The sequence below is a fragment of the Collinsella aerofaciens genome, assembly GCF_039758965.1.
GTDB lineage: Bacteria > Actinomycetota > Coriobacteriia > Coriobacteriales > Coriobacteriaceae > Collinsella > Collinsella aerofaciens_BR.
Window position 1 is genome coordinate 71,324 of sequence record NZ_JBDMSL010000011.1, and the last position, 11,935, is coordinate 83,258.

At 60.3% G+C, this 11,935-nt stretch carries 12 protein-coding genes; 1 reads left to right on the forward strand and 11 read right to left on the reverse strand.

Translation table 11 applies throughout. The features are described from left to right. Positions 1 to 25: 25 nt before the first annotated feature. From ABHU32_RS05020 to ABHU32_RS05055, 8 genes are all read right to left on the reverse strand, one after another. On the reverse strand, positions 26 to 901 hold the full coding sequence (locus tag ABHU32_RS05020) for a transporter substrate-binding domain-containing protein (RefSeq protein ID WP_346979242.1): 876 nt from the start codon (positions 899 to 901) through the stop codon (positions 26 to 28). An 8-nt stretch (positions 902 to 909) separates the two neighbouring features. Continuing rightward, positions 910 to 1,641 (reverse strand): amino acid ABC transporter ATP-binding protein, encoded by a 732-nt coding sequence (locus tag ABHU32_RS05025; protein ID WP_346979243.1) that lies wholly within the window; start codon positions 1,639 to 1,641, stop codon positions 910 to 912. A 411-nt stretch (positions 1,642 to 2,052) separates the two neighbouring features. Beyond that, a complete protein-coding gene (locus ABHU32_RS05030; RefSeq protein ID WP_006235801.1) occupies positions 2,053 to 2,496 on the reverse strand; it encodes a GatB/YqeY domain-containing protein in 444 nt (147 codons plus the stop codon). Between the two features lie 54 nt (positions 2,497 to 2,550). Further along, positions 2,551 to 3,774 (reverse strand): peptidylprolyl isomerase, encoded by a 1,224-nt coding sequence (locus ABHU32_RS05035; protein WP_346979244.1) that lies wholly within the window; start codon positions 3,772 to 3,774, stop codon positions 2,551 to 2,553. 186 nt (positions 3,775 to 3,960) lie between these two features. Continuing rightward, on the reverse strand, positions 3,961 to 4,425 hold the full coding sequence (locus ABHU32_RS05040; protein WP_346979245.1) for a PTS sugar transporter subunit IIA: 465 nt from the start codon (positions 4,423 to 4,425) through the stop codon (positions 3,961 to 3,963). A 152-nt stretch (positions 4,426 to 4,577) separates the two neighbouring features. Continuing rightward, a complete protein-coding gene (purN, locus tag ABHU32_RS05045; RefSeq protein WP_346979246.1) occupies positions 4,578 to 5,279 on the reverse strand; it encodes a phosphoribosylglycinamide formyltransferase in 702 nt (233 codons plus the stop codon). Continuing rightward, on the reverse strand, positions 5,269 to 6,372 hold the full coding sequence (gene purM, locus ABHU32_RS05050) for a phosphoribosylformylglycinamidine cyclo-ligase (RefSeq protein WP_346979247.1): 1,104 nt from the start codon (positions 6,370 to 6,372) through the stop codon (positions 5,269 to 5,271). The genes purN and purM overlap by 11 nt, the downstream gene beginning before the upstream one ends. 157 nt (positions 6,373 to 6,529) lie before the next feature. Continuing rightward, positions 6,530 to 8,200, reverse strand: a complete 1,671-nt coding sequence (locus ABHU32_RS05055; RefSeq protein ID WP_346979248.1) for an amidophosphoribosyltransferase — start codon at positions 8,198 to 8,200, stop codon at positions 6,530 to 6,532. A 294-nt stretch (positions 8,201 to 8,494) separates the two neighbouring features. On the opposite strand from ABHU32_RS05055, the gene ABHU32_RS05060 reads away from it, so the two are divergent. Next, on the forward strand, positions 8,495 to 9,724 hold the full coding sequence (locus ABHU32_RS05060; protein WP_346979249.1) for a putative ABC transporter permease: 1,230 nt from the start codon (positions 8,495 to 8,497) through the stop codon (positions 9,722 to 9,724). Positions 9,725 to 9,830: 106 nt separating this feature from the next. Here ABHU32_RS05060 and ABHU32_RS05065 read toward each other — a convergent pair whose 3' ends face one another. Genes ABHU32_RS05065 through purE form a run of 3 tightly spaced genes read right to left on the reverse strand, consistent with a single transcriptional unit; the run spans position 9,831 to position 11,782 of the window. Beyond that, the gene (locus ABHU32_RS05065; protein WP_117746184.1) at positions 9,831 to 10,250 is read right to left on the reverse strand and encodes a molybdenum cofactor biosynthesis protein MoaE; all 420 of its coding nucleotides are present in this window, start codon (positions 10,248 to 10,250) and stop codon (positions 9,831 to 9,833) included. 33 nt (positions 10,251 to 10,283) lie between these two features. Beyond that, positions 10,284 to 11,282: a class B sortase gene (locus ABHU32_RS05070; RefSeq protein WP_346979250.1), complete on the reverse strand. Its 999-nt coding sequence runs from the start codon at positions 11,280 to 11,282 to the stop codon at positions 10,284 to 10,286. Between the two features lie 35 nt (positions 11,283 to 11,317). Further along, on the reverse strand, positions 11,318 to 11,782 hold the full coding sequence (purE, locus tag ABHU32_RS05075; protein WP_055310286.1) for a 5-(carboxyamino)imidazole ribonucleotide mutase: 465 nt from the start codon (positions 11,780 to 11,782) through the stop codon (positions 11,318 to 11,320). Positions 11,783 to 11,935 lie beyond the last annotated feature (153 nt).

Here is an 11,935-nt window from a genome sequence, read left to right on the forward strand (position 1 = left end):
TTGATTCCTTCCTTGGACGATGCGCCTATACAAGACCCCAGGTCTTGACCTCTTGGTCGAGCCAGCCGTCGGCCAGGCGATCGCAAATCACCTGATCGACCACGGCCGAAAGGTCGCAGCCCTTCTTGGTCGCCACGCTGTAGCCCTGCTCGCCAAACTTGACCTCGGGCTGCAGCAGCTCAACGGTCTCGTTCATGTAACCGGCCAGCGTGGAGCGGTCCATGGCAAAGACGTCGATATTGCCGGCGTCGAGCGAGCTCTTGATGATGGGGTAGCCGCTAAAGGCCCTAAACTCTGGCTTGCAGCTAAAGCCGTTGTCTTTGATCATCTGCTCGATCAGGCCCTGCGTGGTGGCACCTTGGCTCACACCAATGACCTTGCCGTCCAGGTCCTCAATCGAGGTAAAGCCCGAACGCTTCTTGACCATGAGTCCCACGTAGTCGGTGCGATACGGCGTCGAGAAATCCCAGCTCTTCTTGCGCTCGTCGGTGATGGTGTAGGTCGCCGCGACCACGTCGAGTTGGCCGTTATCGATCAGCGGGCCGCGCGTCTTGGGCGTTACGTCGGTAAACTCGACAAGCTCCTGGGCGCGGGCCTCCTTGTAGCTCACGCCAAAGACGGCAGCGGCGATCTGGTAGCACAAATCGACTTCCATGCCCTCAAAGCGGCCCTTGGCGGTGTCGTAATAGCCATAGCCGGGAACGTCCTTCTTAACGCCGGCATTCAGATGGCCACGCGACTTGATGGCCGCAAGCTTAGACCCCTTGTCGGAGCCCTCGCCGCTGGTGGAGTTGCCGCAACCGGTAAGCGCGGTCCCCGTCAGCGCAAGCATGCCGGCGCCAGCCAGCTGCAAAAAGTGACGGCGCGACACGGCCGCCCTCGTCATATCCGTCATGTCCATCACCGCGCCTAGTGCAGAATCTTGGACAGGAACTCGCGGCAGCGCGGGTTCTCGGGGTTATCGAAGAAGTGCCCGGGCGTGCCCTCCTCCAGAATGCGGCCGTCCTCCATAAAGATGACGCGGTCGGCCACCTGGCGCGCAAAGCCCATCTCGTGCGTCACGCAGATCATGGTGATGTCCTCCTGCGCGAGCTCAATCATAACGTCCAGAACCTCCTGGACCATCTCGGGGTCGAGTGCCGAGGTCGGCTCGTCAAACAGGATGATGGGCTGCTTGGTGCACAGAGCACGGGCGATGGCGATGCGCTGCTGCTGACCACCCGAGAGATTCTGCGGATACTCACCGGCCTTATGCGCCATGCCGACGCGCTTGAGCGCGGCAATGGCGATCTCGGTCGCCTCCTCCTTGCTCTTCTTTTGCAGCTTGATGGGCGCGAGCGTCAGGTTGCCCAGCACCGTCATGTTGGGATACAGGTTGAACTGCTGAAACACCATGGAGCTGTACTTGCGAGCCATCTCCAGGTGATTCTTTTTGGTGAGCGGCGTACCGTCGATGACGACCTCGCCCGACGTGGGCTCCTCCAGATAATCGACGCAACGAATGAGCGTCGACTTACCCGAACCGGAAGGCCCGATCATTACGAGCTTCTCGCCGCGCTTGACGGTGAGGTTGATATCTTTGAGCACATGCAGGTCGCCAAAGTACTTGTTGAGATGCTTGATCTCGATCATGTCTGCCATGAATGTCCCTTCCCTGCGTTTACACGAGTTGCACTATTGTACGGAAAGAACCACGTTTCCGCAGCCCACACTACATTCCCGTAAAGAACCCGCAACCTTTAACCCACTCATCGGGGACAGGCTTAAATGAGTACCCGCTCATTGGGCACTCATTTAAGCCTGTCCCCGATGAGTGCCCAGCCCAGCAAAAAGGGGCGCGACCGCAATGGTCACGCCCCCTCAAGACCCGAAAATAATACAACCGCCCTTGTTGAGCATAAGTCAGCGAAAACCCGCACACGCGAGCAAGGTGACGTGAAATGAAAGGGTGCAGACCTTATGGTCGCGCCCTTGAAATTGAACGCCAGATTGCCGCGTGTACGGGTTTGCAGCGTCGAGCCGTTACGCGGTTTGGTAAAACCGCGTAACAAATTACGCGAGTTTGGCACCGACGATCTTTGCTGCTGCCGGCTTATCGAAGTTACCGCCAGTGGCCTTACCCAGAGCGCCCATGACCTGGCCCATCTGCTTCTTAGAGGTCGCGCCCAGCTCGGCGATAACCTGCTCGATCAGGGCCTCGAGTTCCTCGCCCGAAACCTGCGCGGGCAGCAGGCTCTCCAGAATCTTGACCTGCTCGGTCAGGTTGTCGGTACGCTCCTGGTCGGTACCGGCCTTAATGGACATCTCCAGCGTCTCACTCGTCTGCTTAATCAGACGCTTGATCATGCTGTTGACGTCTTCCTCGGTCACATCGCGACGCTCGTTGACCTCGATATTCTTCACCTCGGCCTTAACCTGGCGAATGATAGACAGGCGAACCTTGTCCTTGGCCTTCATGGCCGCGATCATTTCCTTCTGCAGCTCTTCGTTGGTCATCTGCAAATCCTCCTCAATAGCGTGGGCGGCACTCACGCGGGCACCGCCCCATGATTACTTAGTCGTCGACGAATCGTCGGTCGAACTCTTGGTGACGCCCTTCAGGCTGACGTTGTACGGCACGTCCTTGGGCATGGGGTTAACGGTGATGTCGGCGTCCTTCTTGTACTGCTCCAGCCACTCGCTGTACGCAGTGCTTGCCGCCTGCGTCTTCACAACGTTGGAGACGTACTTCTTGATGTCCTTGGGCACCTGCTTAATGTCATCGACCTGATTATCGACATGGAAGTAGTCGGTGCACTTGATGATGTGATAACCATAGGTCGACTCGACGACGCCGCTCACATCGCCCTTGTTGAGTCCCTCGAGCGCCGCCTGGTAGCTGTCGACGAAGGTGGTGAGCTTGTCCCAGCCCACATCGCCCTTCTTCTCCTTGGAGCCGGTGTCGTCAGAGTACTGCTCCACGGCATCCTCAAAGCTCAGCTCGCCGGAGTTGATCTTGTCCAGGCACTCCTGCGCCTTGGCCTTGGCGGCAGCCTTGTCCTCGTCAGATGCGTCGGAATCGACCTTGATCAGGATATTCGACGAACGACGGGCGTCGTTGTAGTTGGACAGGTTCTCATTGATGTAATCGACAATCTCGCTGTCCTTGGGCTTGCTGGTGGGTGCCACGGCATCCTTGAGCTTCTGCTGCGCCAGGCTCTCCTTGAGCGAATCCTTGTAGGTGTCCTCGGTGTAGCCGTAGGTCTTAAGCGTCTTCTTAAAGGTCTTGGCGCCGCCGGCACTCTTGCAGGCGTCCTTCCAAGCCTTCTCGACCTCCTCGTCCGAGACGGTCACGCCGTTTTCCTTCTGCGCTTGCTGAAGCAGGATCTGCTGCGCGTAGGAGTCGATGAGCTGCTTGCGATACTTCTTGGGTGTGAGGTCGTTGTCGACCAGGTACTGCGCCCAGTCCTTGTCCTTGGTGTAACCATAGGACGTGCGCATGCTCATGATCTGCTTGGTCACGGTGTCCTCGGTGAGGTTGGTGCCGTCGATAGTGGCCGCCACACCACCAGTAAGCTTATAGCCCGAGCCGGCGCTTTCGGTCTGCGACATCAGGCCGGAGCACGCCATGGCCGAGACGGAGAGCAGCATCGCCAGCACGCCGATGACCACCAGGACAATCTTGACGGTCTTGGACACATAGGTCTTGCGCTGCTTCTTGCGAGAGCTGGAGGCGGCGCGAGCCTGTTGCTCGGGCGTCGGCGCGGCCTCGAGGTTCTTTTTCTTATTTGCCATGTTTGGCCTTTCGCATCACGAATCGAACAAACGCCATTGTGTCACAACGCAGCCCCCGCGGCACACCTGGTGCATGGGGGACAGGTTAATCTGCACCATTTTGGTGCAAAGGGGACAGGTCTGGCAGTTGGCAGTTAGGGACGTTCCTTTTCTGCCGGCAGTTAGGGACAGTCTCCAAGTGACGGCTTAGAAGTGGCGGCGGATGGCGTCGACCATGCCTTGGGGCGTGGTCTGGCCGAGCACATCGGCTGCAGCGTCGGCGTCCATAAAGATATTCATGAGCGCCTGAAGCGCCTCGACCTGACCGCCCGGCTCGGCAATGCCCAGGTTGATGACGATCTGCGCCGGCACCGGGGCGCCCATGCCCGCCATCGCGTTGAACGTCACAGGTGCAGCGGGCTTCACCACCGCGATATAGGGCTTGGCCACAAATCCCGGATCGGTATGCGGAATGGCGATGTTTGCCGCCGGCATGGCGAGACCCGTGGGATAGGCGTCCTCGCGCGTGCGGACGGCGTCGAGCCAACCGGGCGCAATGTAGCCGCGCGGGGCAAGCTCGCCCTCGAGCCGCGCAAACACCTCGCCCGGCGACACGCACTCCCAATCAAAAAACACCAGCTCAGGCGTAAACAGCGCTTCGTTATCCGCCATGCGCTCACCTCTCTCACCTAGTCACCTGGGACGTTCTTAAACGACTAGTCATTCAAGAACGTCCCCAATGACTACCTAAAACAAAGGATGGCCACTTGCGCCTTGGCGCCAATGACCACCCTGACTACTCGGCTAAATTGTACTGTGCGCCGCTAGCCGCGAGGCGCATCAATTGCGACCTTGCCGCCCTCCAGCACGTGAACGCGACCGTCGGCGAGCATCTGCACGACCTCGGGATACAGCACGTGCTCGATCGCGTGGATGTGCTCCTCGAGCGTGTCGACGTCCCAGCCCTCCTCGACAGCCAGCGCGCGCTGGGCGATGATGGGGCCGTTGTCGTAGATCTCGTTGGCAAAGTGCACGGTCACGCCGGTCACCTTGACGCCGCGAGCAAACGCATCGTCAATCGCATGGGCGCCGGTAAAGCTCGGCAGCAGCGCCGGGTGTAGGTTGACCACGCGATTGGGAAACGCTGCCAGCAGCGGCGTGTGCACCATGCGCATGTAGCCGGCCATCACCACGTACTCGCAGCCGCGCTCGAGCAGCTCATGCGCGATGATCTCGTCAGCCGCGATGGGGTCGGCATAGACATCCTTGGACAGCGTGAGCGTCTGGATACCCGCACGCTCGGCACGCTGCAGGCCCTTGGCCGAAGGACGGCTCGACACCACAAGCTCAATCGAGGCGTTGAGCTTGCCGGCGGCGATCAGGTCGATCAGCGCCTGCAGGTTGGTACCCGAACCGCTGATAAGCACGCCGATCTTGAGCGGCTCAGCCGTATCGGTGCCGGTCGGACGGGTGTAGGGCACAAAGCCCAGGCCCTCGGCAGCAGCCATCTGCTCGTTAGCGCTCATCGGAGTACACGACCTTACCGGAACCCTCGACGCACTCGCCCACGCGGAACGGCTTCTCGCCCAGCGCGACCAGAGCCTCGGTCACGGTGGCCTCGTCCTCGGGGGCGACGATCAGGCACAGGCCGACACCCATGTTGAAGGTCTTGCATGCCTCGTTGGGCGCGAGCTCGGCCTGACGCGACACATAGGTGATGACGGGCGGAACGTCCCAGCCCATCTCGGCGCCATTACGGGTGACCACGGCGTCGACGTCGTCGGCAAGCGCGCGGTTGAGGTTCTCGGTGATGCCGCCGCCAGTGATGTGGGCGATGGCGTGCACCGGAGCGCCACCGCGCAGCAGCTCAAGAATCGGCTTCACATAAATACGCGTGGGGGCCAGCAGGGCGTCGGCCAGCGATGCGCCGCCGAGCTCCTCGAGCGGGCGGTTCAGCTCCTCGGCCTTAGCGGCGGCCTCGGGCGTGCCCGGCTTGATGCCGTCGACGCCGATGACCTTGCGCACGAGCGAGTAGCCGTTGGAGTGCACGCCGGTGGAGGGCAGGCCCAGGATGACGTCGCCGGGGCGGACGTTCGCGGGGTCGAGCATCTTGGGACGGTCGACGACACCCACGGTAAAGCCGGCGAGGTCGTAGTCGGCAGGAGCCATGACACCGGGGTGCTCGGCCATCTCGCCGCCCACGAGCGCGCAGCCCGCGAGCTTGCAGCCATCGGCCACGCCCTTGATGATCTTTGCCATATGCTCGGCCTCAATGTGGCCGATGGCGACGTAGTCCAGGAAGAACAGCGGCTCGGCGCCCGAAGCCAAGATGTCATTGACGCACATGGCGACCAGGTCCTGGCCCACCGTCTCGTGACGGTCCATGATCTGGGCGAGCACGAGCTTGGTGCCCACGCCGTCGGTGCCGCTGATCAGGATCGGGTCTTCCATATCCTTAAGCGCGGCGGCCGAGAACAGGCCACCAAAGCCACCGATGCCGCCGATAACCTCGGGGCGGTTGGTGTCCTTGACCATCTGCTTAATAGCGTCGACGGCGCGGCCGCCCTCGGCGGTATCGACGCCGGCGTCCTCATACGTCACATGCTTGCTGTCGCTCATCTGAGCCTTCCTCTCCCACTACCGTGGCGCCGCGCGGGCGCCAAACGGTGCTCATAGTTGCGTTCATTTCGGCGCGCGCCATAACAGCACGCGCCGTCATATCAACAAAACAGCAGGTAAAACCTATCAAAATAAACCTGTCCCCAAATAGCAGGTTTTAGGCCTCGCCGTGCTCCTCTTCCCAGCTGCGGTCGTCGTATTTCTCGACCACGGCGTCGTCGTCAAAGTGCAGCGGCTTGTCCAGGTTGCGGGGCTTAAAGCCCTCCATGAACTTGTCGCGGCCAAAACTCTCGGGAATCGCCACGGGATAGCGGCCGGTAAAGCACGCATCGCAGTAACCGCCCTTGGGCATGACCTTCAGCAGGCCCTCGACCGAAAGGAAGGCCAGCGAATCGGCGCCGATGTACTCGCAAATCTCGTCAACCGTCTTGTTGGCGCTGATAAGCTGCGACTGCACGTCGGTATCGATACCGTAGAAGCACGGCCAGATGACCTCGGGCGAGTTGATGCGGATATGAATCTCCTTGGCGCCGGCGTTGCGCAGCATCTTGACGAGCTGCACCATGGTGGTGCCGCGCACGATGGAGTCGTCGATGACGACCAGGCGCTTGCCCTCGATGTTGTCGCGCAGCGGGTTGAGTTTCATGCGAACGCCCATGGCGCGCAACTCCTGCGTGGGCTCGATAAACGTGCGTCCCACGTAGCGGTTCTTGATGAGGCCCTCGCCAAAGGGAATACCGCTCTCGTGCGAATACCCCTCCGCAGGCGGCAGGCCGGAGTCGGGCACGCCGATGACCAGGTCGGCCTCGACGGGCTCCTCATGTGCCAACTGACGACCCATGTCATAACGGCAGGCATAGACGCTCTTGCCGTTCATGATGGAGTCGGGGCGGGCAAAGTAGACCTGCTCAAAGATGCAGTTTGCGGGCTCTTCGGCTGCAGGCACGCCCTGCTCGGATACCAGACCCTCGGCGCTGATGCGCAAAATCTCGCCGGGACGAACGTCACGGACGTACTCGGCACCCACGATGTCGAGTGCGCAGGTCTCGGAAGCAACGACCCAGCCGCCGGCGCGCGTGACACGGACGGCGGAGTCGACCGTCGCGGCGCCGTCCTGCGACGGCAGCTGCGAAACGGATGCGGCATCGGCCTGGTCCAGGCCCTCGTCCACCAGCTTGCCCAGCACGAGCGGGCGAATGCCGTGTGGATCGCGGAATGCGTAGAGTGCCTGCTCGTTGATGAGCGTCATGGCGTAGCCGCCGCGCACGAGCTCCATGGTCTTGCGAATGCCCTCGCGCAGATGGCCTGTACGCTGAGTAAAGTAGCCGATAAGCTTAGTCGCGACCTCGGAATCCGAATTGGAAAGGAACGGCACGCCCAGCTCGATCAGCTGGCGGCGCAGCTCGTCGGTGTTGACGAGGGTACCGTTGTGCGCGAGCGCGATAATGATGCTGTTGATGGTAGAAAGATGCGGCTGCGAGGCTTCCCAGCTCTTGGCGCCGGCGGTGCCATAGCGCACGTGGCCCACGGCCAGCTGGCCGGAGAGCGTCGACAGGTCGGCGTTGGAGAACACGCGATCGAGCAGTCCCAGGTCTTTGCGAACCATAACCGTGCCGCCATCACCCACGGCGATTCCCGCCGATTCCTGGCCGCGATGCTGCAGCGCGCGCAGACCAAAGTACGTCAGTCGAGCCACATCGCGATCGGGTGCCCACACACCAAAAATGCCGCATTCCTCATGCAGCTGGTCGGAGTCCGGATCATACGTCGACATGGTCTTCACCTGTCCCGCGGCACGCTCGGCCGCGCGGATGGTTTCTTGAGACATGGCATCCCCTCAGAGCCTCGTTATTTGGCGTTACCTGCCCTATTATACGCACGGCAAGACAAGCACTCCCGCGCATGAACAGCGCTTTTTAAAAGCCCACCGAGCTTATAATCCGTTTTGCAGCCAAACATTTTATTGGGCAACCGCTTCGGGGCCGACGATCCCGCATACTTCCGTTGCGACGCGTCTCGCCCGCCGTTGGGGCTTGCATTGTTGCAATTGGGACGTTCGTCCTGTCTTTTGGCAGGTCGGCGGCGTATCCTTGTACCTACAGCAAAACGAGAAAGGTTATGTATGGATCGAAACGAACTCGACCCCAGCGTCCCCAGCGCCACGGAGGTCAAGAAGATCCCCCTCATCATTAAGGTATACGCCGTCCTGTGCATCCTGTCCGGCGTGGGCACGCTCCCGTCGGTCGGCGCCTTTATGTGGCAGGTCATCACTGCGCTCATCAACGGCAACGCCGCCGCCAAGCTCGGCGACAACACGCTCGTCGCGGTCGGACTGATTGTCGCCGGCATCATGCTCTCGGCTGCCAGTGCCGTCATCTTGATCATCTTTGGCCTTGACCTCATCAAGAACCAGCGCCGCAATGCCGCCCGCCTGTCTTACGTCCTCATCGCATTTACCGTCGTGGAGCTTTTAGTTGACGTGATGCTCCAGGGCATCGGACCCTTCCTGCTGCGCCCCGCCGTCCAGCTTGTCATCCTCATTGCGCTGTCGGCCACCGTCGACCCCACGCTACGCCAGGAGCGCGAACTGCAGCGCCGTCTGCAAGAGATGCTCGACCGCGATGCCGCCGCCGAGGGGATGCTCGGCCGCGACGAAACTGGCGAGGGCTACATCAAGCTCAACTACTTCAACCTGTTCTGGGTATTCTTCGTCTGCAGCGTGTTAGGTCTCATTCTCGAGGAAGTCTGGCATATGGTCGTCGTCGATCCCGGCGTCTATCAGGACCGTGCCGGTATGCTATTTGGCCCCTTTAGCCCCATCTACGGATTTGGCGCGGTGCTCATGACCATGGCGCTCAACCGCTTCTATAAAAAGAATCCTCTGATCATTTTCCTGGTAAGTGCCCTGATCGGCGGCGCTTTCGAGGTGTTTGTAGGCTGGTTTATGCAGACCTCATTTGGCGTGGTGTCGTGGAGCTATTCACACATTAGGCTATTCGGCATGCCCGATCCCATCGCGGTATTGACCGGGGGACGCACATGCACGCCGTTTGCCTGCATGTGGGGCCTGGGTGGCCTCATCTGGATCAAGGTCTTGCTGCCGCGCCTGCTTAAGCTCATCAATATGATTCCATGGAAACGCCGCTACTCTGCTACCGTCATCCTGACCGCCGTCATGTTGATCGACGGCGTCATGACGTTGCAATCGCTCGACTATTGGTATCAGCGCGTCAACGGAACCGTTCGAAATATTCCCGTCGCACAGTTCTATGACAAGCATTTCGATAACGAATATATGGAGAACCGTTTTCAGAGTATGACCATGAGCCCCAAGGACGCCACACGCGTGTAGCAAACGCCAGAGCAAAATAGCTCCAACACATCAAAGCCCGCTGGCAGATCTACATGAACTGCCGGCGGGCTTTCGCTATAGACAGACTCGGATTGCCGACGAGGCCTTACGCCTCGCGCTCGACCTCGCTCACGCACTCGTTCTTGATGGTGCCGACGAGCGACTGCAGCGCATCGACCACATGCGGGCGAATGTCTCCGCCAATGAGCACGAGCATGATGTCGTCGCCCACGGTAAGCTCGCCGCTCGCCAGCCACACGCGCACATAGCCGATACCCGGCATCGTGCGCGTCGCCTCGATAGCGGCCTGCACCTTTTCGGCATCGAAGCCAAACACCATGCCGCCCACCTTGTGGCCTGGCGCCACGCCATCGGTCTCGACTCCGCGCACTTCGGCCTTGGGCGTCGCGCGCACCACGCCGTTGTGTGTCAGGTACATCCCACAATCAGCCGCCGAAACATCGGCCTTGGCTTCGCGCAGCCAAGCATCAACCGAAGGCATCGATTTGCCGTTCTCAAGCATCATTTCTCCTTTCACCGTCATTGAGTAGCCCATAATCTATTCCTCGACCGGCGTGAGCACCATGACGGCACGTGTGTTGCTCAGCGATAACGAACGACAGGTCACAAGCGTTACGACCTTGGTTGCCGAAGCGGCACGATCGATGGCATCGCTCGCTGCGGCAGAGGCACCGTCGAGCATCTCGGACAGGTAGTTCTTGAGCCCGTCGTCGCCCTCAAAATTGGTCGTGCGCGCCTTGGCATACGTGTCCTCGACAACTTTGGTCGCCAGTGGTCGCAGTTTATACGTAGCATCCCGTGTGATGTAATACACGAACTCGATGCTATCGAACGTTGCCTGATCAGTGGTGTCCGAAATCACGTTGAACATCGACCCGTCATTCATGTGGTGGCCGTAGATCGTGGTCTGCTGATCCACCATGCCCGGCGCGGTGTCATTGCTATCCAGGAAAATGGCCCCGGATGCATTGGCCGTACCGTCGAACAGCGTGTTGAGGTATTTGGAGTTGTTGTTGGTCTGCACCACGGGATAGTTGATGTTGGTTCCCGGCGCGTAAATCCAACCCACAATCTCGGAGTTTGTCTGAGCAAGTGCATCGAAGTCAATAATCGGCACGCCGCTGGCGTCCTTATCGCTTACATATTGCTTCTCGATTTTCTGGTACGAATCGCTTGCCTGCTTATAGCCAATCTGCGCGTTGATAAAGATGGCAGCGGCGGCGACAATCAGGCCGATGCCGATGATGATGAGCAGAATGGGAATAATGGAGCGGCGCTTTTTGCGCGGCGGCTCGGTGTAATCCGACGGCGCGGCATGCGATGAAGACCGGGGCGGCTTCTTAGCGTTGCTATAAGATGAAGGTCGATATGCGGCTGGCGCGTCCTGTCGACGATGCGTCGCCGGCGTCACGGGGCGCGGCGCGCGCGGCTGCTGAGGAGAGGATGTCCGACCCTGCTGTGCCGCATGGGCAGCACCCGGCTTCGACGGATCGGGAATCTGAGAAGCCTTGAATCGTTTTCCCTGATAGTCGGACATGGCTCTCCTTATACTGCGGTGAAACGGCGGAACGCCTAGGCGTCGGCCATCTCCTGCTTCATCTTCTCGATAACCTTGCGGTACTCGGGGTCGCAAGCGCCCAGAATCTGCGTGGCGTAGATGGCGGCGTTCTTGGCGCCGTTGATGGCAACGCAGGCCACGGGCACGCCCGAAGGCATCTGCACCATCGACAGCAGCGAATCCATGCCGCCCAGGTCACTCGTCTTCATAGGCACGCCGATGACCGGCAGCGGCGTAAAGGCAGCCACGACACCACCCAGGTGAGCGGCCTTGCCGGCGGCAGCGATAATCACTTTGATGCCGCGATCGGCAGCAGTCGAAGCCCACTCGTGGACCTTCGCCGGTGTGCGGTGTGCGCTCGCAATGACAAGCTCATAGGGCACGCCCAGCGCCTCGAGCTCGACGGTGCAGCCTTCCATAACACCCAGATCGGACTTGGAGCCCATGATGATCCCGACAACCGGCTTTTGATCTGCCATAAACAAAGACCTCCTGTTGAGAGCGGCGACGCGGCCAATCCGCGACCCTTAACTACTGAGAGTAGTATAGCTGCTCCCGTCCCTGCGGTCTGTTGGTGCTCTGCGGCGGCCCGGTGTTTTCATCTTCACTCCGGTTGCTGCGCAAAGTCGTTC

Coding starts and splice junctions, on each gene's coding strand:
- ABHU32_RS05020 (WP_346979242.1), bottom strand. CDS start 901: ATGGACATGACGGATATGACGAGGGCGGCCGTGTCGCGCCGTCACTTT.
- ABHU32_RS05025 (WP_346979243.1), bottom strand. CDS start 1,641: ATGGCAGACATGATCGAGATCAAGCATCTCAACAAGTACTTTGGCGAC.
- ABHU32_RS05030 (WP_006235801.1), bottom strand. CDS start 2,496: ATGACCAACGAAGAGCTGCAGAAGGAAATGATCGCGGCCATGAAGGCC.
- ABHU32_RS05035 (WP_346979244.1), bottom strand. CDS start 3,774: ATGGCAAATAAGAAAAAGAACCTCGAGGCCGCGCCGACGCCCGAGCAA.
- ABHU32_RS05040 (WP_346979245.1), bottom strand. CDS start 4,425: ATGGCGGATAACGAAGCGCTGTTTACGCCTGAGCTGGTGTTTTTTGAT.
- purN (WP_346979246.1), bottom strand. CDS start 5,279: ATGAGCGCTAACGAGCAGATGGCTGCTGCCGAGGGCCTGGGCTTTGTG.
- purM (WP_346979247.1), bottom strand. CDS start 6,372: ATGAGCGACAGCAAGCATGTGACGTATGAGGACGCCGGCGTCGATACC.
- ABHU32_RS05055 (WP_346979248.1), bottom strand. CDS start 8,200: ATGTCTCAAGAAACCATCCGCGCGGCCGAGCGTGCCGCGGGACAGGTG.
- ABHU32_RS05060 (WP_346979249.1), top strand. CDS start 8,495: ATGGATCGAAACGAACTCGACCCCAGCGTCCCCAGCGCCACGGAGGTC.
- ABHU32_RS05065 (WP_117746184.1), bottom strand. CDS start 10,250: ATGATGCTTGAGAACGGCAAATCGATGCCTTCGGTTGATGCTTGGCTG.
- ABHU32_RS05070 (WP_346979250.1), bottom strand. CDS start 11,282: ATGTCCGACTATCAGGGAAAACGATTCAAGGCTTCTCAGATTCCCGAT.
- purE (WP_055310286.1), bottom strand. CDS start 11,782: ATGGCAGATCAAAAGCCGGTTGTCGGGATCATCATGGGCTCCAAGTCC.